Consider the following 20,673-nt stretch of genomic DNA (forward strand, 5'->3'; position numbering starts at 1 on the left):
GTCCCCTCGTCGTCGAACGGTCTCGGAATTGAACACCGTTCAAGTTGAACGGCGTTCACGTTAGGCACCGCACTCGGCTACTGTCAAAGCGAAACACCGCGTCGAACGGCAGGGGTAGGAAGTGCAGCTACGCAGGCAGGACGTCCTGGACGGTGCAATAGCCATTCTCGACGAGTACGGCCTCGCGGATCTGACCATGCGCCGCCTGGCGACCTCACTGCACGTCCAACCCGGAGCGCTGTACTGGCACTTCCCCAACAAGCAGACGCTGCTGGGAGCGATCGCAGATCACATACTGTCCGGTGCCGACGCACCGTCGACGGAAGAACTGTGGGACGCGCAGATCTCGCAGATCGCACATCGACTTCGCGACGCGCTGCTCTCCCGGCGCGACGGAGCCGAACTGGTCGCCTCGACCTACGCCTCGCGGCTCACCACCAACCGCATCCGTGAACGCATCGCCGCGGTCTGCATTCGTGCCGGGTTGCCCAGAGTCGACGCCGAACTGACCGCCGATACGTTGCTGTACTACGTGCTCGGCCATACCGTGGACGAACAGGCTCGGCTCCAGATGGACTCGGCCGGGGCGCTGACCGCCGACGCGTCCCCGATGTTCGAGCGCCCCGATCCCACCAGCAAATTCGACTTCGGTCTCCGGCTCTTTCTGGACGGCGTGCGCCACGCCGCGTCCGAACCACGCTCCGTCAGGATTCGGTGAACACGATTCGGTCGCGTCCGTTGTCCAGAGTCATCGTGTCGTCTTCTCTGGACCATTTCGGCTTCGAGGACAGAAACTCCGACAGCCACCGATCCTGCTCCATGAGCTCGGCCGGGCACCCCATCCGCGTGGCACCCAGGGAATCGACGGTGAGCGTCCCCAGCGAAGTGTCGACGGTGCCGAACAACCTGTTGCATCCGGCTTCGGCCGAGATGCGGTCGTCGGCGAACTCGAGCCGGATCGTCGTACCCGAGACCGGGGTGTAGGAACCGTCGGCATCGACGGAGGTGTAATTCTTGTCTGCCGGGAATTCCCCGTACGAATCGGTGCAGCCCGAGGCCAACACGCTCACGCCACAGGCGAGAGCGAGCAGTGCCCGGCGCGCGTCAGCCACCGAAGATCGGCCCCAGACCGGCCGCACCGGCATTTCCGCGGGAGGCAAACGGGTTGTCGTGCACCATGTACGTCCACGTCGACGTCGGTCGGCGCATACCGGCATTGTCGAGATCGATTCCGTCGGAGGTGATCTCGGCCGACTCGAATGTCGCGTGGGACAGATCCATGGCCTTGGCGGAGACAGTCTTGAAGGCCTCGACCGCAATTCGGTGGTACTCGTCGAGTGGATTCTCGCGACCCAGCGCACGGAGGTGGATGCTCTCGCGCACGTCGGCCAGGTGCGCTAGGTAGTCCGACCACGCGCGGTCGAGGTGGTGAAGAACGATTCGGCGGGCGACCACCACGAGGGTCTCCTCCGACACGTTCTCGCGAAGTTCCTTCGATCGCGTCGGCGACTGCTCCTCGAGCAGAGCCAACGCCTCTCCGGTGTCCAGCAACGCTGCCCTACGACGGTCCAGAATCTCCCGATGCTGCGCCGTCAGTTGGTTGTAGCGCCAGGTACGCGAGTGTATTTCGAGCATCTGTCCTTCGGCGATGCGCTGGGCATGATCGACTCGATCGGCTGCCGCGGCAGAGGTGAACAGGCCGCTGTCGTCGATGCCTTTCGGTGCGTCCTTGTCACCGATGTTGTTCTTGACGACGTCGTCCTCCCAACTGCCGAAGAACACCGAACGGCCCGGGTCGCCCTGCCTGCCCGCACGTCCTCGCAATTGATTGTCGAGCCGCTCGGTGGTGTGGCGGCCGGTGCCGACGACGAACAGCCCACCCAACTCGGCGATGCGGTCGCGGTCGGTCCCCTCCGGTCCCCCGAGCTTGATATCGGTTCCGCGCCCGGCGATCTGCGTCGAGACGGTGACCGCGCCGTGCACTCCGGCGGCAGCGATGACCGCGGCCTCCTCGGCGTCGTTCTTGGCGTTGAGTACGACGGCGTCCACACCGGATTCCGCGAGGATCGCCGCCAGCGTCTCCGACTCCGCGACATCGTGCGTTCCGACGAGTACCGGTTGCCCGGTCTCGTGAATTTCCTTGACCTGCTGCGCAATTGCGGCATTCTTGTGCTCGACCGTGTCGTACACCCGGTCGACCTCGTCGACCCGCACCGTCGGCACGTTCGGCTCGATGACCGAGACGCCGAGCCCGTAGAACGTACGCAGCTGCTCCCCCGCCGCCATTGCCGTGCCGGTCATTCCACATACGGTGGCATACCGGTTGATCAGCGCCTGCACCGTGATCGTGTCGAGAATTTCACCGGTCTCGGTGGGCTCGAGCCCCTCCTTGATCTCTACGGCCGCCTGTAACCCGTCCGGCCAACGCTGCAGGTCCGCCACTCGGCCACGGGAAGCGTTGATCAGCTGAACACGTCCCTCACGCACGATGTAGTCGACATCGCGTTGCACCAGCACCTGAGCGTGCAGCGCGACATTGACCGCAACGAGGGTCGATCCGACGTGCTGCTCGGAGTAGAGATCGATTCCGCCGAGTTCCTTCTCGAGCCGAAGCGCGCCCTCGTCCGTGAGGAACACATTGCGTCCTTCGGCATCGGTGTCGAAGTCGATCCCCTTGTCCAACAGGCGGACTGCGTCCATCACCGTCGAGGTCGACACGTCACCCGATACCGAGCCGGCCAACACCAACGGCACCAACGCTTCGTCGACCAACACCGAGTCGGCCTCGTCGATCAGTGCGACATCCGGGACGGGCGACACCAGATCGGCACGATCGTCGACCAAATGGTCACGGAGTACATCGAATCCGACCTCGTTGACCGACGCGTACGTGATATCGCACGCGTAGGAATCACGACGTTCCTGCGCGGAAGACGACTCGGCGATGGAACCGACAGTGATACCCAGAGCCTCGAACAGCGGAGCCATCCACCGCGCATCACGTTGTGCGAGAAAGTCGTTGACCGAGATGACGTGAACCCTGCGACCGGACAGAACGTATCCCACCGCAGCCACGGCCCCGGACAACGTCTTTCCTTCGCCGGTCGCCATTTCCACCACGTCACCGGCGAGCAGTCGCTCGGCTCCCAGAAGTTGTACGTCGAACGGTCGCATGCCGAGCGTGCGGTCGCTCGCCTCACGCGTCAACGCCAGGTACCGCGGAACGTCGAGTTTCGACGCGCTCGGGGCCCGCAACGCAGCGGCCTCGGTGGCCAAATCGGCGTCCGACAAGCCCGAAGCCCAGCTCGCATGGTCTCCGGCCTGCTCGACGCGCCGACGCGACGCGCTCTGCGCCTTCTGCGCAGAGCGGCCGAGTACACGCCAGAATCGGTCGGAGCCCACAGCCATCTGTCATCCCTACTCGAGAAAGTACGTGATCTTCTTTCCCACAGTACCGAGTGCCGATTGCCCACTACCCCGCGTCGAGCGGCGTTGTCACTGCGATGTCGAGCGGCACAGCCACTGCGATTCTGCGCGAGCGGTAGTAGGACTGGCCCCGGGCGAAGAAGTCTCGGGTCTGCTGCGGGTCGGAGATGGCGGCGCATCCCCCAGCCGTCACGGCCAACGCGGTGATCGCCACTCCGAATATCGAGATCCGAACAGAGCATGGACAAACCGAGGGGTACGTATTAACGTCTTCCACTAATCAACTAGTGAAAGGCTTCTGGTGATCGCCTACCGTATCGATCGTCAGTCCGGCATTCCCACCTATGTCCAACTGATACTGCAGACCAAACAGGCCCTACGACTGGGAACACTCGCCGTCGGTGACCGACTGCCGACAGCAAAAGAAGTGGTCACGGCGCTGGCCATCAATCCCAACACCGTCCTCAAGGCGTACCGAGAACTCGAACGCGACGGGCTGGTCCAACCACGAACCGGTTCCGGGACGTTCGTCGTCGCCTCGCTCGCAAAACCTGGCATGGCCGAACGATCGGCGCTCGAGACCGAACTCGACCGCTGGATCCGACACTGCACGGCCGCAGGACTGGACAGACCTGACCTCGAAGCCATCGTCACCGCCGCACTCGACAAGCAATTCGACCGAACCGAAAGAGACGAAACATGACCGACGCGGTGCTCACCATGGACGAGGTGGCCAAATCGTTTCGCAGGAAGACCGTCCTCGACGGATGCTCGTTCGCAGTCGAAAGAGGAAGCGTCACAGCGCTGGTCGGCTCCAACGGTGCCGGAAAGTCGACGCTGCTGTCGCTGGCGGTCGGCCTGCTGACACCGGACGGCGGAACCATTCGGGTTCTGGGCGAAAGCGTGACCCAACGCGGAATCTCGCCCGGCCTGTCCTATTTGGCGCAGCACAAGCCCCTCTACCCACACTTCACCGTCGCCGAACTGTTGCGATTCGGCCGAAACACGAACTCGCACTGGGACGATGCGTACGCGAAGGAAATCGTCGACGCCGCAGGAATCGCCACCTCCGCTCGGGTCGAGTCCCTCTCCCCCGGCCACCGCACGCGGATTGCCCTCGCACTGGCACTCGGGCGTCGACCCGAAGTACTGCTGCTCGACGAGCCGCTTGCCGATCTCGATCCGGTCGCTCGCAGGGCGGTGGCACGCACCCTGATGCGCGATGCAGCCGAGAACGGTACGACGATCGTGCTGTCCTCACACGTGCTGTCCGAGCTCGTCGACGTCGCCGACCGGCTGTTGCTACTACGCGGTGGGCGAATGCGACTCGACGGGGACCTCGACGCCATCACCGCCGACCACCACCTTCTCGTCGGCAGCTCCGACGCCGACCCGACGGTCGAGGACGGCACCATCGTGTCCGAGGTGTTCGGTTCCGGGGCAACAACATTCGTCGTACAGGGCAAACAACCGACAACGACACCACCGGGGTGGACAGTCGAGAACGCCACCCTCGACGACGTCGTACTCGCCCACCTCGGAACGGAGACCACCTGATGATCTGGGTGACTTGGAGACAATTTCGCGCGACCATCCTGTTCGGGGCGTTGACGCCACTGCTGTTGGCTGCGATCACGATTGCCGTCACGGTGATCGGCGGCGGTGTGATTCCGTCTCCGTATATGCAGGGTTGTCGATCCTTCGGTTCGTCCGACTGCACCGTCGGGACCGTGCAGACGATAGCGGTACTCACGACGATCGTCTTGCCCGTCGCCCTGGGGGCATTCGTCGGGGTGACCGTCTTCTCCCGCGATCTCGAACGTCGCACCCACGTACTCGGTTTGACTCAATCCGTGAGCAGACGCCGCTGGTACAGCGTGCGCATTCTGGTCGTGTTCACACCGATCGTCGGGGCGATGACGGTGCTCGGATGCGTGCTGTTCGCAGCCAAGTACAACACTGCACCCGATTCCTTCGCGATGTCCTTCGCGGGGTCGAGCGCATCGCGGTTGGACTTTCCCATCTTCGGGGCCACGGGATTCGTCGCAGGCGCGTACACGGCCGTCGGATTGATGGTCGGTTCGGCATGCGCACTTGCGATGCGGAACACGATCGCTGCGATGATCACCACCGTCATCGTGTCGACTGCATTCCTGGCACTGCTGCCGACGCAGTTACGCGAGCACTATGCGACTCCCCAGACAGACCGAGTATCGGTGGAGCAGAAGGTCGACGACATGTACGGCGGCACTCCGGACTAGTACAGACCAGGCGACTCGATCAGTTTGTTCCCACGTTGGGAATTCTCTGCCGACTACGTCGACAGCAACGGCAGTCCGGTGCCCGTCGACTTGATGGACTGCAATTGGACCCAGAACTACAGGGATCTGAGCGAATTCGAGACGGTCGCCGAGTACGAGGAGTATTCCGACCGCAAGAGCGTGGAACGTCGCAACATCGAGATCCAGTGCATTCGGGATCAGGGTGCCGAGGCCTACGAGACGCGCTATCACGAGGACAGATCGTTCTGGCGGTTCCAGGCGATCGAGTCGGCGTTGTCGTTGGTGGTTGCCGGGCTTCTCGGGGGCGTATCACTCCTGCTGCTGCGCAGGCTGCGTCCCTAGGGCAGGTCTGCCGCAGCTACCTCTGCGCTGGAATTCCGAGCGGTTTCCGATTCCTGATCACTGTGGCCACGTGGGCGGGGAGGCCGAGGACCAGAACCATGATTCCGACTACGAGTGCAGCAGTGGACCACGGCCTGGACACCCCCAGCTGATCGGCCAGGGTGACCGCGCCGACGATGCCGAGGATCCAGGCGAGAAATTCGATTCGGCGAACGCGTCGAGATGTCGGATCCGATGTTGCCCACCACGCACCGACGGACGAACACGCGAGGGCGCACACGAGCAACCAGTACTCCGCCATCTCGGCCTCCTCGAAGTCGATGGTGTGATCAGGGTAGTTCGCGTGCCGCCCGTCCGTTCACAATTGTGCGACCAGCAGTGGCAGACCCACCGCGGCCGTTGTGCGCCATCGGTGGTCGGCCATGTCGGATACCTCGGTCTCGACCGGGTTGATCTCGACCACCGTTGCGCCCGCACTGCGTGCGACGGCGGGCAGTCCGGCGAACGGGTACACCACGCCCGACGTACCGACCACGAGCACCAGATCTGCAGCGCGCACAGCATTCTCGGCTGCTTCCCACGCCTGTTCGGGCAGCGATTCGCCGAACCACACGGCCCCGGGACGGATGAGTCCGCCGCACCGGGGACAGTCCGGCGGCGGAACACGCTGATCTGCGTCGATCAGAATGCCGTCGTCCAGAATGTCGGTGTCGTCGAGTTCCGCGCGCACTCCACACTCGCTGCAGTACGGCTCGAAGAGGCTTCCGTGTACGTGTGCGAGCACTGTGGATCCGGCTCGTTCGTGCAGATCGTCGACGTTCTGCGTGGCGATGTCCACCTGCGCATGCTGCTGCCATTGCGCGACGGCGCGGTGGCCGGCGTTGGGTTCGGAACGACGAACCAATGCTGCACGCCACCGGTACCAACCCCACACGAGGTCGCTGTCGGCGAGCCAGCCCTCGGGACTGGCGAGGTCCTTCGGATCGAAGTCCTGCCACAGACCGGTCCGGGCGTCGCGAAACGTTGCAATTCCGGATTCGGCCGACATGCCGGCCCCGGTCAGAACGACGATGCGCGATGCCGCTCGTGCGGCGTCCACGATGGGTTGTGGAACGGCGTCGACCGTCTGCTCGTGCGAATGGGTCACACAGCTATTGTGCCAACCGGTGTTCGCTCACGCGCTACCGTGTGGGCATGAGCATCGACACCGATACCCGCACGCGGCGACGCTGGCCCCTGTGGACCGCAGCGGTCACCGCTGTGGTCGTGGTGGTGGCCGTCGGTGTTCTGTGGCTCGCCCCGAGTCGCTATCTACCGTGGGACACCGAATCGTTCCCCGAGGTGAACAGCGCCGAGTTGACCGTCGACCAGGCACGTGTGGTGGACCTGCTGCGAGTCGAGCACGAGAAGCAGCGTCCGGGAACCTTCTATGCAGAGGGCGTGGACGAGGCCTGGTGCGCCGACTTCGTCAGCTGGATCATGAAGGAAGCGGGCATGCCGTTGTCGAATCCCAACTCGGGTTCGTGGCGCATTCCCGGCGTCTACACGCTGCAGGAGTACTACCAGCAACAGGGACGGTTCGAGACCGTCGGCAACTACACGCCGTCGGTGGGTGATGTGGTGTTGTACGACAACAGCAGTTGGGTCGGCCAACACACCAACGTCATCGTGGCTGTCGACGGCAGCGAGGCCGTCACCGTGGGCGGGAACGAAGCCGGCAAGATCAGGATTCACACTCTGAATTACGAATCCGACTCGGGTGTAGTCGGATTCGGCCGATTGGCATCCTGAGGGCCGTCATTGCGACGGGGTGCTGGAACGGTCGCCGAGTGATCGCGCCCCTCCGTCTCTCTTCGCTCTGTACAGCAACAGGTCTGCTCGGTCGAAACAGTCGTAGAGCGATTCCCCCGGACGCAATGTCGTGTAACCGGCGGAAAATGTCTGCTCGTCCGGGACGACGGCTGCGAGTTCGGTCAGCACGGTTGCCATCGTCGTCGACCCGGTATCGGGCATCGCGATGGCGAATTCCTCCCCGCCCCATCTGGCGACATACGCTCGCCCTGCAAGCAACTGCATTGCAGCAGTGGAGAACTGGACCAACAGGCGATCGCCGCGGCCGTGTCCGTATTTGTCGTTGAACGACTTGAAGCGATCGAAATCGATCATCGCCATGGCCAGCGACACGTCGAATCCGCGCGGAGTCGTCAACTGAGACAACCGATCTCGCCAACCGCGCCGATTGAGCAGCCCGGTCAAGGGATCGGTCAGCGCAGCCTCCCGTAGGTCGTCCTCCAACCGCCGCCGGTCGGTGACGTCGTGGACCACCGCCATGGTCCATCGTCGGCCGTCCGGGCCGGGGACCTCGCTGGCCGACACCCAACCCCACCGCACTGTGCCGTCGGGATGCAGGTATCGCTTCTCGACGTGTACGGATTCACCACGGGCCTCGGCGTCGTCCATCATCTGTTCCATCGCCGCGTGTTGGTCCAGGTCGTCGGGGTGGGTGAATTCACGGGAGGATCGGCCCCACAGTAGATCCCTGGGGCACCCCACGATTGCCGCATACGCCTCGTTCGCGAGTAACAGCAGCCCGTGTTCGTCGGCGAGTGCCATTCCGACCGTGCTGGCCTCGAACATCTCCCGATACCAGCGATCGGCGTCGACCATGATTGTCCGGTTCACTTCCTCGAACGGTGCGAGCCACATCGATTCACACGACACACCGACGATACGCCGTCGTGGGGACCCGAACAGTATCCGGCGATCGGTCTTGACCTTGACGCTACGTCAACGTTCACACTGGACGCATGAGAATCGGATCCCTCGCCGATGCCGCCGGAACGACCCCGCGGACGGTGCGCCACTACCACCGACTCGGCTTGCTCTCCGAGCCTCGGCGGCTGTCCAACGGCTACCGCGAGTACACGATCGACGACGTCGTTCGGCTGATGCGAATCCGATGGTTGGCCGAGTGCGGAATGCCGCTGGGCGCGATAGCGGCAGTGCTCGACGGAAAAGCGACGGACGAGCCCGACGTGGTCGGGGACCTGCGAGCCCTGCTGGCCGGCATCGAGACCGAGCAGACGGCATTGGCACACAAGCACAGTCGCTTGTCGGCGTTGCTCGACGACGCTGTCGCACGGCGTCCTCTGACCGCGCTCCCACGAGATGTTGCCGCGACGTTCGGGTCCTTGCTCGATGCAGCGGACGAACGGGACCGGCCCGCGCTGATCCGCGAACGCGATCTACTCGAAGTGATGGCAATTTCGGGCCGCGTCCCGGCGGCATTCTTCGAGACGATGTCCGCCGCGCTCGACGATCACGACCTACGTCGGAAATACCTGGTGTTGCTACGACGCTTCGGTGCCCTCGAGGGCCGAAGCGTCGCCGAATCCGAGCACGACATCGACGCGTTGGCCGACGAGTTGGTGTCCGTACTCGATGTCGAGTCCTTCGCTCAGGCGCCCGAGTCCGCTGCGCTCGGTAGCGACTCGACCGCGCTGCTCGACATCGAGGACATCGTTCCCGACGCGGCCCAACGCGCCGTCGTCCTCCGCACCACAACTCGTCTGCTCGACGGTGCGCATCCGGCAGGAACCTCACAGTGACCCCGGATCGGGGTGCCCAGGTCGGCAGATGGCACGCACTGCTGTTGTGGGCACGCGGCCGCCACGCTCCGATCGGGGCCGACTCTGCCGAGTTCACCGCGGTGCGCGGAACGGGTTCGATGCCGTTGATGTTCGGTGTGGCCTCGGTCGTCGAGATCGTCGTCGTGCATCTCCTGGTTCCGTGGTTGTGGCTCGATATCGTGCTCGGTGCGCTCTCGGTCGTATCGATCGTTCTGCTGGTGTCGGCTTTAGCCGTCGGCCGGGTGCACCCCCATGTCCTCACGCCCGAAGCACTCGTCCTGCGCACCTCCGGCGAGGTCGTCACCACGGTGGAGAGATCGACGATCGTCTCGGCCCGACTCCATCGCCGGTTCGGCGTGGTGGCTCCCACTGTCCGCGACGACCGAGCCGTGTTACCGAACCAGGACGGCACGAACGTCGACATCACGTTGTCGACCCGCACCACAGTCGTCGTACCCGCACCCCTACGTCGGTGGCGGGTCGAGGGCACCGCGACGTCCATCGGCCTGTACGTGGACGATCCCGTGGCCCTGGTCGCCGCGTTGTCCTCGGTTCCGGCCGACGGTGGCATGTGAACCCGAACTGCTGCGGGACCGGTGAGACCACGCTGTGAGAAACCGGCGACGAGCTGGGACCGGCACCGCAGTACGGACTCCGAGGAGTGCGTCACCGCGCGTACACGTATTGTTTGCTCAGAACGTCTTCTTGTTTGCGACGAACCTCGTAGTCTGCCGAGCAGCTTCCGAGACGAACACCACCGACCGTGACCGCCCGACCAGTGGTCGATCGACAGCCGGAGCCATTCCCCTTTCATGCAGGTACACCCGAGCGGCACCGATCACGAATCGGCAACCGATTCCGCGGCCCCGAGTTCGGTGTCGGCTCCCGTCGTGCCGCGACCACCACAGCGCCAGGATCTGAACGGCCTGCGTGGTGTCGCCATCGCTCTGGTGGTCGTGTTCCACATCTGGATGGGCCGGGTGTCGGGCGGAGTGGATGTCTTCCTCACGCTGTCCGGCTTCTTCTTCACTGCGTCGTTGCTTCGATCGGCCGAGGCCGGTGCGAGCCTGAACCCGATCACCCGCATCGTTCGCGTGCTCCGCAGACTCGGACCGCCTCTGGCGCTCACCCTGTTGGCGGTAGCGGCCGCGTCGGTGTTCCTGCTACCGAGGACCCGCTGGGCCGACGTGGGCGACCAACTCGTCTCCGGCGTCTTCTTCTTCGTGAACTGGCAGTTGGCGACGACAGCCAACGACTACCTGGCGGCCGACCCTTCGGTGAGCCCGGTCCAGCACCTGTGGTCCGTCGCGGTGCAATTCCAGTTCTATCTGCTCGCGATTGCCGTCGTGTTCGGTCTGGCGTGGATTCTGCGGACGATGCGACCGGAAGGACCGCGAAGTCTGCGACCACAGACCTTCGCCGTGATCTTCGCCGTCATCGCGGTGTTGTCGTTCGTGTATGCAGCGGACGGTGCTCGACGCCATCAAGCGTGGAACTACTACGACACGGGCGCGCGACTCTGGGAGATCATGCTCGGTGCGGCGGTCGCGGCCACGTTCGCGGCATTTGCCGGCAGAAACACCGGGGCCGATGCCCGCGTGAGTCGGGTGGGATCGACCGCCCGGGGCGCGCTCGCCGCCGGTGCGATGTTCGTCATCGTCGTCTGTGGATTCGTGGTGGACGGCGTGACCGCGTTCCCCGGTCCCTTGGCGCTGATTCCGGTACTGGCCACTGTGGCGCTGATCGTCGCAGGCTCCAACACCGTGGTCGCCGCGACGTTGTCCAACCGGTTCTTCGCCTGGGTCGGCTCGATCGCGTTTCCGTTGTACCTGTGGCACTGGCCGCTGTTGATCTTCTACCTGTCGGCCACCGGCAGGTCCCACGCGGACATACCCGGCGGACTCGGCATCGTCGGTGCATCGGTCGCACTCGCGTGGCTCACCGTCCGCTTCGTGGAGCGTCCTACGCAGGCCACCACATTCACTCCCGGCCGCATTGCGGTCACGGCCGTCGCCCTCGTTGCTGCCGTGGCGGTGACAGCCGGTTCGGTCGGCTGGAACGCCTACATCGAACGATCGATCTCGGCCGTGCAGGCCGACGAATCGGTCGACGAAGCCACGCACCCGGGGGCGCTGGAATTGACCGACGGCATTCGCGTCGAACCGGCCGAGATGACGCCTCCCCTGTACTCCGCTCCCGAGGATCTTCCCGTCACCACCCTCGAGGGCTGCATCGCGGATTTCGAGACTCGCGACGCTCTGTCCTGTACCTACGGCGACGTCGATGCGGCCCGAACGATCGTGCTGGCGGGGAGCTCACACGCCGAGCACTGGGTGACGGCTCTCGACACTCTGGGGCGGCGGCACGGCTTCAAGGTGGTCACGTTCGTGAAGATGGGGTGCCCGCTCAGCCTGGACACGATGCCGATGCTCGGGCAGAACGAGTACCCGGATTGTCTGGACTGGACCCGGACCGTGCTCGACGACGTCGCATCGATGCAACCGGAATACGTGTTCACCACGGCCACCCGGCCCCGCGACGACTTCCCCGGCGACTTCACCCCGCCCTGGTACGTCTCGGTCTGGCAGCAGTTGATCGCCGACGGTGTCGGCGTCCTCGGTATCAGGGACACCCCGTGGCTCGCGTATCGCGCCATCGACTGCCTGGCCGACGGCGGCTCCGCCACCTCGTGCGGCATCCCGCGAGACGAGGCGCTCGACTCGGTCAACCCCGCTCTGGCGTCCTCGTTCCAGCTGAGCGGATTCTCCGCCCTCGACCTCTCGGACGCGGTGTGCGACGACGCCGTCTGTCGCGTCGAGCAGGGGAACGTACTGATCTATCGCGACGAGCATCATCTGACCGCCACCTACGTGCGAACCCTGACCACCGAGCTCGGCCGGCAGCTCGGATCTGCGACCGGCTGGTGGGCCGGACCGTGAGCGGAACGGCTCGCGCTCGGTAAGCCTGGTCCCACCGGTCACAGTAGGGTTGATCCATGCTGCACGACGCCTCCGACGACACGCCCGCCATCGCCGTATGGCCGGGATCCCCTTATCCACTGGGAGCGACCTACGACGGAGCAGGAACCAACTTCGCCTTGTTCTCCGAGGTCGCCGAGGCCGTGGACCTGTGCCTGATCGCCGAGGACGGTACCGAAACTCGTATTCGTTTCGAGGAGTCCGACGGCTATGTGTGGCACGCGTACCTGCCCACGGTGGTGCCGGGACAACGCTACGGCTACCGCGTCCACGGGCCGTGGGATCCGGCTGCCGGACATCGTTGTGATCCCAGCAAGTTGCTGGTCGATCCTTACGGAAAAGCATTCGAGGGGTCGTTCGACGGAGACCGATCGCTCTTCTCTTACAACATCGACATCCCGGCCGCCGAACCCGAGCCCGTGGAGTCCACGGACTCCGCAGCCGCGGATCCACTCGACGCCGACGGCGGGTTCGAGGACGCGGCGGATCTTGCCGATCCGGACGGCGAAATCGTCGACGAGGCACCGATCGCCCACGACGACGAGCCGAACAACGATTTCCCTCAGCACGATTCGCTGGGGCACACGATGACCACTGTGGTGATCAACCCCTTCTTCGACTGGCAGGCCGACCGCGCACCGAAGAGGCCGTATCACGAGACGGTGATCTACGAGGCCCACGTCAAGGGCATGACGATCACCCATCCGGACATCCCCGAGGCCGAGCGCGGCACCTATGCCGGTCTGGCACATCCGGTGATCATCGAGCATCTGCAGCACCTGGGCGTCACCGCGATCGAGCTGATGCCGGTGCACCAGTTCATGCAGGACCAGGTACTTCTGGACAAGGGACTGCGAAACTACTGGGGCTACAACACCTTCGGATTCCTCGCGCCTCATGCGGAGTATTCCTCGCATCAGTCGCCCGGTGCCGCGGTGACCGAATTCAAGGCGATGGTCCGTTCTTTCCACGCCGCCGGCATCGAGGTGATCCTCGACGTGGTCTACAACCACACCGCCGAGGGAAACCACATGGGCCCCACCATCAGCTTCCGCGGCATCGACAACGCGGCCTACTACCGACTGGTCGACGGCGATCTCGAGCACTACATGGACTACACCGGGACGGGCAACAGTCTCAATGCTCGACACCCACACACGCTGCAGCTCATCATGGACTCGCTGCGCTACTGGGTCACCGAGATGCACGTCGACGGATTCAGGTTCGACCTCGCATCCACCCTTGCCCGTGAACTGCACGACGTGGATCGACTGAGCGCGTTCTTCGATCTGGTGCAACAGGACCCGGTCGTCAGCCAGGTGAAGCTGATCGCCGAGCCGTGGGATGTCGGCGAGGGCGGATACCAGGTGGGTAATTTCCCCGGTCTGTGGACCGAGTGGAACGGCAAGTACCGCGACACCGTTCGCGACTACTGGCGCGGTGAGCCCGCGACGCTGGGCGAGTTCGCGTCCCGCCTGACCGGATCGTCGGATCTCTACGAGGCGACGGGCCGTCGCCCCGGTGCCAGCATCAACTTCGTCATCGCGCACGACGGCTTCACCCTCAACGACCTGGTCTCGTACAACGACAAGCACAACGAGGCCAACGGCGAGGACAACAACGACGGCGAGAGCCACAACCGGTCGTGGAACTGCGGCGTCGAGGGTCCGACCGACGATCCCGAGATCCTCGATCTGCGTGCCCGCCAAATTCGAAACATCATGGCCACGCTGCTGCTCAGCCAAGGCACGCCGATGATCGCGCACGGCGACGAACTCGGCCGAACTCAGCAGGGCAACAACAACGTCTACTGCCAGGATTCGGAACTGGCGTGGATGGATTGGTCCCTGGCCGAGACCAACGCCGACCTGATCGAGTTCACCCGCAACGCAATTGCGCTGCGCAACGAGCACCCGGTGTTTCGCCGTCGCCGATTCTTCGAGGGCAGGCCCATCCGATCGGGCGAACAGGCACGTGACATCGCCTGGCTCACCCCCGCAGGCGAGGAGATGACTCCCGAGGACTGGGACAGCGGTTTCGGCAAATCGCTTACCGTGTTCCTCAACGGTGAGGGCATTCCCGAGCCGAATCAGCGCGGGGAGCGGGTGGTCGACGACTCGTTCCTGTTGTGCTTCAACGCACATCACGAGACGATCGAATTCGTCACCCCGGACGGAAACTACGCCAAGGAATGGACGGTCGCCCTCGATACGGCAGCGCGCACGGGAGCGGGTGAGAAATCGATCGAAGCGGGTACACCGGTGGAGGTCACCGCTCGATCCCTACTCGTTCTACGAAAGACTGCCTGACTCATGCCGCTGCCCACCAGCACATACCGGTTACAACTGCGGGGCGATGCCTTCACCCTGGCCGACGCCTCGGACGTGGTCGACTACCTGCACGACCTCGGAGTGAGCCATCTCTATCTCTCGCCGATACTGACCGCGACCGACGGTTCGACGCACGGGTACGACGTCACCGACACCTCGAGCGTCTCCGCCGCCCTCGGCGGGCGAGATGCATTGACTCGCTTGCACACTCGGGCTGCCGAGGTGGGCATGGGGATCATCGTCGACATCGTTCCCAACCACGTCGGGGTGGAGGATCCACGACAGAACGCGTGGTGGTGGGACGTTCTGCGGCGCGGTCGTGACTCGGAGTTCGCCACCTACTTCGACATCGACTTCGCAGCGGACAACGGAGTGGACGGCAAGATCGCGATCCCCGTGCTCGGCAGCGCGAGCGATGTCGCCGAGGTCACCGTCGACCGCTCCGAGGACGAGCCTCTGCTGGCGTTCTACGAGCACCGCTTCCCCATCGCCGACGGTACCGACGGCGACGACGCCCAGGCCGTGCACGACCGTCAGGCCTACCGCCTCGTCAGTTGGTCCGCCGGGCTGATCGGCTACCGGCGCTTCTTCTCGGTGAACGGCCTGGCCGGTGTCCGGCAGGAAGACCTCGACGTCTTCACCGACTCGCATCGCCAGGTGGCGAGCTGGATCGAGGACGGGCTGATCGACGGTTTGCGCGTCGATCACCCCGACGGCTTGGCCGATCCTGCCGGTTATCTGACCGAGCTACGCGGGCTGCTCGGTCCCGACCGCTGGCTGGTGATCGAGAAGATCTTGGCCGACGGCGAACCGTTGGACGAGTCGCTGCCCGTCGACGGCACGACAGGGTACGACGCGTTGGCGGCCGTGGGCGGGATATTCGTCGACCCGGAAGGGGCGCCGGCACTGACCGCACTGTCTCAGGTGCGCTCCGGCATCGCCTACGACGACGAGACGTTGCACGAGACAGAACTCGATCTCAAGACCGCTGTCGCGCGCGGCGACCTGTCCCCCGAGGTGCGACGCCTCGCCCGCGCCGTGGTTCGTGAATCGGGTACCTCCATCGAGCTCGAATCGGTGATCGACGCCATCGTCGCCGTTGTTGCCGCAGTTCCGGTGTACCGCACCGACTACGCGCCGCTGGCCGGTGTGCTTCCGGGTGTCGTCGCCGCCATCGGTGAAGAGCAGCCGGAATTGGCCGGCGGTCTCGACGCTCTGACAACCGCCTTGATCGCCGGTACCGAATCCCCCGTGCGTTTCGATCAGGTGTGCGGTGCCGTCACGGCCAAGGGCGTCGAGGACTGCCTGTTCTACCGCGCCAACCGGTTGATCTCGCTGCAGGAAGTCGGCGGCGATCCCGCTCGGTTCGGTTGCAGCCCAGCGTACTTCCATCTGAAGAACGCCGACCGCGCGAAGCGCTGGCCCGCCGCGATGACGACACTGTCCACGCACGACACCAAACGCGGTGAGGACGTCCGGGCGCGTATCGGCGTGCTCTCGCAGACGCCGGAGTTGTGGGCCCGGTCGATCGCCGATTGGGAGGAGCTGACCCCGAGCCCCGACGGCACCACGGGAATGTTCCTGTGGCAGAACGTGTTCGGCGTTTGGCCGGTCGACGGGGTGGTCACCTCGACTCTGCGCGAACGGGTACACGCCTACGCCGAGAAAGCCATCCGCGAGGCCTCTCTCCGCACCACGTGGACCGATCCGGACGAAGAGTTCGAGACTGCCGTACACACGTGGCTCGACGCGATCATGGACGGCCCGGTGGCGCGTTCGATGACGATGCTCGTCGAAAAGCTCTCGCCGCATGGACGTTCCGACGCACTCGGGCAGAAGTTGCTCACCCTCGTCGGCCCCGGAATCCCGGATGTGTATCAGGGCACCGAGTTGTGGGAGGACTCGCTCGTCGACCCCGACAACCGCAGGCCCGTCGACTACTCGGTACGCCGGTCCGTTCTGGCCGGACTGAACGGATCAGTGCCGTCGGTCGACACCGGTGCTGCGAAATTGGCCGTGGTTCGTTCCGCGCTGACGGTACGACGCGAACGGCCTGAGAGCTTCGTCGGCGGTAGTTACACGCCGATCGTCGCGGACGGGGCCGCGGCCGAGCATGTCGTCGGATTTGCCCGAGGTCCGTTGCCCGGCAACTCCGATGTGGTTGCACTGGCCACGAGGCTGTCCCTCGGCGTGGCCGAGACAGGGTGGGGCGAGACGAGCGTGACGCTGCCCGACGGTCGTTGGCGCGATCCCATTACCGACGCCGAACACAGCGGGACCGTTGCGGTCGCCGAGCTGTTCGCCTCACTGCCGGTTGCACTTCTGGTGCGCGACAACGAAGGAGAGTCAGCACGATGACATCCTCGACCACTACATCCTCGAGCACGACATCTCCCGCGCCGTCACGCGAATTTTCCGTGTGGGCACCGTCCCCCGAGAAGGTGCGGCTGCAACTGGACGACTCCGTCCACGACATGACGCGATCCTCCGACGGCTGGTGGCGAGTGGAGGTGGCTGCCGCCGCGGACAGCCGCTACGGATTTCTCCTCGACGACGCCGAGAAGGCGCTGCCGGATCCACGCTCGCCTCGGCAACCCGATGGTGTGCACGAATTGTCCCAGGTGTTCGAGGTCGATCCGTCGTTGTGGACCGATTCCGCATGGACCGGTCGTCAACTCCCCGGATCGTCGATCTACGAACTCCACATCGGCACCTTCACTCGCGAGGGAACGTTCGACGCGGCGATCGACAAGCTCGATCACCTCGTCGACCTCGGCGTGTCCTTCGTCGAGATCATGCCGGTCAACGGATTCAACGGCGTGCACAACTGGGGCTACGACGGCGTCCTCTGGTACACCGTGCACGAGGCCTACGGTGGCCCGGAAGGGTTGCAGCGCTTGGTCGATGCATGCCACGGCCGCGGGATCGGTGTGGTTCTCGACGTCGTCTACAACCATCTCGGCCCGTCCGGCAACTACCTGGAACGCTTCGGTCCCTACATGACCGAAGGGGCCAACAGCTGGGGCCAGGCGATCAACTATGCCGATGCAGACTCGGGCGAGGTGCGGCGCTACGCCCTGGACAACGCGTTGCGCTGGTTCTCCGAGTTCCACATCGACGCGTTGCGTCTCGACGCGGTGCACGCCATCGTCGACCACACGGCGGTGCATCTCCTCGAGCAGCTCTCGATCGAAACGCGCACCCTGTCAGCGCATCTCGGCCGTCCTCTGACCCTGATCGCCGAGAGCGACCTGAACGATCCGTCGCTGATCACGGCGCGGTCGGGTGGCGGCTACGGACTCGACGCACAGTGGGACGACGACATTCACCACGCGATCCATGCTGCGGTCTCCGGCGAACGGCAGGGCTACTACGGCGACTTCGGGTCCTTGCAGGGCCTGGCGAACACGGTGCGGCAAGGCTTCTTTCATGCCGGAACGTACTCCAGCTTCCGCGGCCGAATCCACGGGCGACCATTGGACACCCGCCGCATTCCCGCCAGCTCTCTGGTGGCCTACACGACCACCCATGATCAGGTCGGTAACCGTGCGATCGGAGATCGCCCCGGCTTCTACCTCTCCCCCGGACAGCTCGCGATCAAGGCAGCTCTGGTACTCACCTCGCCCTACACTCCGATGCTGTTCATGGGCGAGGAATGGGGAGCGTCGACTCCGTTCCAGTTCTTCACCTCGCACCCCGAACCCGAGCTCGGCAAGGCCACGGCGGAAGGACGCAAAGCCGAGTTCGCCGCACACGGGTGGGACAAGAGCGACATCCCCGACCCACAGGATCCCGAGACGTTCACACGATCGAAATTGAATTGGTCGGAACTGGGCGACGGCGACCATGCCCGACTGTTGGCCGTCTATCGAGACCTACTGGCCCTGCGCCGCGAGCGGACCGAACTGACCGACCCGTGGCTCGATCACGTGAAGGTCGAGTACGACGAGGACGCCCAGTGGATCGCGATTCGCCGCGGCCGCGTCAGCGTGGTGTGCAATCTGTCCGAGTCCGCGGTGACGGTGCCGGTCGGCGGCTCCACACTGCTCGAGTGGGAGCCGACGACCTCGAACGACACCGGGTCTGCCACCACGGTTCCCGGTCACTCCTTCGCGGTGCTCGAATCCTGATGAACCCGTAGGTTCACCAGCACGAACACGGCGGTGACCGCAAGGACCACCGCGGTGGCGACGGCCGCAACGTGCATGCCCGAGACGAACGCGGCATGCGCGGAGTCCAGGAGGACCGTCGCCACCGAGTCCGGTAGCTCACGGGCCACCGCGTCTGCGCCGCCGAGCGTTTCGGCTGCTCTGGCACCGAGCTCGGGTGTGAGCTGCGAGGTGTCGATCCCGCGTCGGAAGATGGCCATGACGACCGTGCCGAGGATCGCCACTCCCAGCGCGATGCCCAGCTCGTACGCGGTTTCCGAGACCGCGGACGCAGCCCCAGCTCGTTCGGGTTCGACGGCGCTGACCACGAGGTCGGACGTCAGAGTGAGCGCGAAGCCGACGCCGGCACCCACCAGGACGAATCCGGCGATGAACAACGCCGGGCTGGTGTCCGTGCCGAGACCGACCAGGATGCCCGCGCCCGCAGCGGCAGCGATCATGCCTGCGCCGAGGACCGTGCCTGCGGTGAAGTACCGAACCAGAACCGCCGCGAGCAATGAGGTCACGATGCTGGCGGCCGTGCCCGGCAGCAACAGCAGTCCGGCTTCGAGCGGGCTGTTGCCCAGGACGAGCTGCAGGTACTGCGAACCGAAGAACAGCACGCCGGCGAGTGCGAACACGGACAGGAAGTTCGTCGCCACACCCGTCGAGAAGGCACGGTTGGCGAACAGCCGGATGTCGATCATCGGGGCGTCCAGAATTCGCTGCCGCCGCACGAACACCACACCGGCGATCATGCCGACGACGGCGGAGACCACGTAGGCCGGGTGAAGGCCGTGCGCTGCGATCTCCTTGACCGCGAACACGATCGGAACGATAGCGAGCATCGACAACGCCGAGCTGGGGAGGTCGAAACGGCCCGGGTTCGGATCCTTGGACTCGGGAATGACCAACGGCCCCAGCGCGATCAGCGCAATCATGACGGGAATGTTGATGAGAAACACCGAGCCCCACCAGAAGTGCTCGAGCAACCACCCGCCCACGAGCGGACCGGCGGCCGCGCCGCCGCCAGCCATTGCGCCCCAGACGCCGATAGCGGTCACCCGTTGGCGCGGATCGAGGAAGATCGTGCGAATCAAGCCGAGAGTGGCGGGCATCAAGGTCGCGCCGGAGATACCCTGCAGAACTCGCGCCGCGATGAGCATCTCCGGGCTGGTCGAGACAGCCGCAACGAGAGAGGCGATTCCGAAGCCCGCTGCTCCGATCAGCAGTAGGCGACGCCGACCGATCCGGTCACCGAGCGTGCCCATCGTGATGAGCAAGCCGGCCAGTACGAACGAGTACACGTCGATGATCCACAGCAGCTGATTGCTCGACGGTGCCAGATCGGCGCTGATGAACGGCAGGGCGAGATCGAGCACGGTTCCATCGACCGCGATGAGAAGGACGGCAAACGCGAGCACCACCAAACCGAGCCAGTCACGCGCGGTGGCCCTGGAGGCCGATCCGCCGTCGATCTCGTGCACCGCACCGGTCCGCACGTCGCTCACCATGACTCCATTTCGCCCGCCCGGTCC

19 protein-coding genes are annotated in these 20,673 nt (G+C 64.8%); 12 read left to right on the top strand and 7 right to left on the bottom strand.

What is annotated here, in order from left to right; translation table 11 throughout:
• Positions 1-121 precede the first annotated feature (121 nt).
• On the top strand, positions 122-718 hold the full coding sequence (locus J1M81_RS12695; RefSeq protein WP_027497309.1) for a TetR/AcrR family transcriptional regulator C-terminal domain-containing protein: 597 nt from the start codon (positions 122-124) through the stop codon (positions 716-718).
• Here the strand turns inward: J1M81_RS12695 and J1M81_RS12700 are convergent.
• The 3 genes from J1M81_RS12700 to J1M81_RS12710 all read right to left on the bottom strand — a co-directional run bounded on the left by J1M81_RS12700 (position 705) and on the right by J1M81_RS12710 (position 3,640).
• Positions 705-1,112: an META domain-containing protein gene (locus tag J1M81_RS12700; RefSeq protein ID WP_052054876.1), complete on the bottom strand. Its 408-nt coding sequence runs from the start codon at positions 1,110-1,112 to the stop codon at positions 705-707. The two genes, J1M81_RS12695 and J1M81_RS12700, sit on opposite strands and share 14 nt — an antisense overlap.
• The gene (secA2, locus tag J1M81_RS12705) at positions 1,105-3,408 is read right to left on the bottom strand and encodes an accessory Sec system translocase SecA2 (protein WP_032399992.1); all 2,304 of its coding nucleotides are present in this window, start codon (positions 3,406-3,408) and stop codon (positions 1,105-1,107) included. The genes J1M81_RS12700 and secA2 overlap by 8 nt, the downstream gene beginning before the upstream one ends.
• A gap of 64 nt (positions 3,409-3,472) precedes the next feature.
• Positions 3,473-3,640, bottom strand: a complete 168-nt coding sequence (locus J1M81_RS12710; RefSeq protein ID WP_155288449.1) for a hypothetical protein — start codon at positions 3,638-3,640, stop codon at positions 3,473-3,475.
• 87 nt (positions 3,641-3,727) lie between these two features.
• Here J1M81_RS12710 and J1M81_RS12715 point away from each other — a divergent pair, with 87 nt between their 5' ends.
• The 4 genes from J1M81_RS12715 to J1M81_RS12730 are packed head-to-tail and all read left to right on the top strand — an operon-like array spanning position 3,728 to position 6,050.
• Positions 3,728-4,129 carry a GntR family transcriptional regulator gene (locus J1M81_RS12715; RefSeq protein WP_027497311.1) on the top strand — a complete coding sequence of 134 codons (402 nt, stop codon included), beginning with the start codon at positions 3,728-3,730 and terminating at the stop codon, positions 4,127-4,129.
• Positions 4,126-4,983, top strand: coding sequence for an ABC transporter ATP-binding protein (locus J1M81_RS12720; RefSeq protein WP_032399991.1), 858 nt, complete (start codon positions 4,126-4,128; stop codon positions 4,981-4,983). The genes J1M81_RS12715 and J1M81_RS12720 overlap by 4 nt, the downstream gene beginning before the upstream one ends.
• A complete protein-coding gene (locus J1M81_RS12725) occupies positions 4,983-5,687 on the top strand; it encodes a hypothetical protein (protein ID WP_206498145.1) in 705 nt (234 codons plus the stop codon). The genes J1M81_RS12720 and J1M81_RS12725 overlap by 1 nt, the downstream gene beginning before the upstream one ends.
• Positions 5,688-5,711: 24 nt before the next feature.
• Positions 5,712-6,050, top strand: coding sequence for a hypothetical protein (locus tag J1M81_RS12730; protein WP_052061428.1), 339 nt, complete (start codon positions 5,712-5,714; stop codon positions 6,048-6,050).
• A gap of 16 nt (positions 6,051-6,066) precedes the next feature.
• On the opposite strand, the gene J1M81_RS12735 is transcribed toward J1M81_RS12730, so the two are convergent.
• Entirely contained in the window at positions 6,067-6,351 is a 285-nt protein-coding gene (locus J1M81_RS12735; protein WP_206498146.1) for a hypothetical protein, read from the bottom strand.
• 57 nt (positions 6,352-6,408) lie between these two features.
• A complete protein-coding gene (locus J1M81_RS12740; protein ID WP_032399989.1) occupies positions 6,409-7,197 on the bottom strand; it encodes an NAD-dependent deacylase in 789 nt (262 codons plus the stop codon).
• Between the two features lie 47 nt (positions 7,198-7,244).
• Here J1M81_RS12740 and J1M81_RS12745 point away from each other — a divergent pair, with 47 nt between their 5' ends.
• Positions 7,245-7,841 carry a CHAP domain-containing protein gene (locus J1M81_RS12745; protein WP_032382827.1) on the top strand — a complete coding sequence of 199 codons (597 nt, stop codon included), beginning with the start codon at positions 7,245-7,247 and terminating at the stop codon, positions 7,839-7,841.
• Between the two features lie 6 nt (positions 7,842-7,847).
• Here the strand turns inward: J1M81_RS12745 and J1M81_RS12750 are convergent, their stop codons facing one another.
• Positions 7,848-8,756 (bottom strand): GGDEF domain-containing protein, encoded by a 909-nt coding sequence (locus tag J1M81_RS12750; protein ID WP_032399988.1) that lies wholly within the window; start codon positions 8,754-8,756, stop codon positions 7,848-7,850.
• Between the two features lie 101 nt (positions 8,757-8,857).
• On the opposite strand from J1M81_RS12750, the gene J1M81_RS12755 reads away from it, so the two are divergent.
• From J1M81_RS12755 to treZ, 6 genes are all read left to right on the top strand, one after another.
• Entirely contained in the window at positions 8,858-9,658 is an 801-nt protein-coding gene (locus tag J1M81_RS12755) for a MerR family transcriptional regulator (protein ID WP_206498147.1), read from the top strand.
• Positions 9,655-10,254, top strand: a complete 600-nt coding sequence (locus J1M81_RS12760; RefSeq protein WP_052061427.1) for a hypothetical protein — start codon at positions 9,655-9,657, stop codon at positions 10,252-10,254. Before J1M81_RS12755 ends, J1M81_RS12760 begins: the two co-directional genes overlap by 4 nt.
• 237 nt (positions 10,255-10,491) lie before the next feature.
• A complete protein-coding gene (locus J1M81_RS12765) occupies positions 10,492-12,618 on the top strand; it encodes an acyltransferase family protein (protein WP_032399986.1) in 2,127 nt (708 codons plus the stop codon).
• Positions 12,619-12,674: 56 nt separating this feature from the next.
• The gene (gene glgX, locus J1M81_RS12770) at positions 12,675-14,966 is read left to right on the top strand and encodes a glycogen debranching protein GlgX (RefSeq protein WP_032374340.1); all 2,292 of its coding nucleotides are present in this window, start codon (positions 12,675-12,677) and stop codon (positions 14,964-14,966) included.
• Positions 14,967-14,969: 3 nt separating this feature from the next.
• Positions 14,970-17,345 (top strand): malto-oligosyltrehalose synthase, encoded by a 2,376-nt coding sequence (treY, locus tag J1M81_RS12775; RefSeq protein ID WP_206498148.1) that lies wholly within the window; start codon positions 14,970-14,972, stop codon positions 17,343-17,345.
• Positions 17,342-19,117: a malto-oligosyltrehalose trehalohydrolase gene (gene treZ, locus J1M81_RS12780; RefSeq protein ID WP_196250992.1), complete on the top strand. Its 1,776-nt coding sequence runs from the start codon at positions 17,342-17,344 to the stop codon at positions 19,115-19,117. The genes treY and treZ overlap by 4 nt, the downstream gene beginning before the upstream one ends.
• Here the strand turns inward: treZ and J1M81_RS12785 are convergent.
• Positions 19,090-20,649: an MFS transporter gene (locus J1M81_RS12785; protein WP_206498149.1), complete on the bottom strand. Its 1,560-nt coding sequence runs from the start codon at positions 20,647-20,649 to the stop codon at positions 19,090-19,092. The genes treZ and J1M81_RS12785 overlap by 28 nt on opposite strands.
• Between the last annotated feature and the right edge of the window lie 24 nt (positions 20,650-20,673).

Source organism: Rhodococcus sp. KRD175 (genome assembly GCF_017168275.1).
Lineage (GTDB): Bacteria > Actinomycetota > Actinomycetes > Mycobacteriales > Mycobacteriaceae > Rhodococcoides > Rhodococcoides fascians.

Excerpts from the sequence above, each read along its gene's own strand:
- J1M81_RS12745 (WP_032382827.1), top strand. The coding sequence starts at position 7,245 with ATGAGCATCGACACCGATACCCGCACGCGGCGACGCTGGCCCCTGTGG.
- J1M81_RS12720 (WP_032399991.1), top strand. The coding sequence starts at position 4,126 with ATGACCGACGCGGTGCTCACCATGGACGAGGTGGCCAAATCGTTTCGC.
- treZ (WP_196250992.1), top strand. The coding sequence starts at position 17,342 with ATGACATCCTCGACCACTACATCCTCGAGCACGACATCTCCCGCGCCG.
- secA2 (WP_032399992.1), bottom strand. The coding sequence starts at position 3,408 with ATGGCTGTGGGCTCCGACCGATTCTGGCGTGTACTCGGCCGCTCTGCG.
- J1M81_RS12725 (WP_206498145.1), top strand. The coding sequence starts at position 4,983 with ATGATCTGGGTGACTTGGAGACAATTTCGCGCGACCATCCTGTTCGGG.
- J1M81_RS12765 (WP_032399986.1), top strand. The coding sequence starts at position 10,492 with ATGCAGGTACACCCGAGCGGCACCGATCACGAATCGGCAACCGATTCC.
- J1M81_RS12785 (WP_206498149.1), bottom strand. The coding sequence starts at position 20,649 with ATGGTGAGCGACGTGCGGACCGGTGCGGTGCACGAGATCGACGGCGGA.
- J1M81_RS12735 (WP_206498146.1), bottom strand. The coding sequence starts at position 6,351 with ATGGCGGAGTACTGGTTGCTCGTGTGCGCCCTCGCGTGTTCGTCCGTC.
- J1M81_RS12755 (WP_206498147.1), top strand. The coding sequence starts at position 8,858 with ATGAGAATCGGATCCCTCGCCGATGCCGCCGGAACGACCCCGCGGACG.
- glgX (WP_032374340.1), top strand. The coding sequence starts at position 12,675 with ATGCTGCACGACGCCTCCGACGACACGCCCGCCATCGCCGTATGGCCG.
- treY (WP_206498148.1), top strand. The coding sequence starts at position 14,970 with ATGCCGCTGCCCACCAGCACATACCGGTTACAACTGCGGGGCGATGCC.
- J1M81_RS12750 (WP_032399988.1), bottom strand. The coding sequence starts at position 8,756 with ATGTGGCTCGCACCGTTCGAGGAAGTGAACCGGACAATCATGGTCGAC.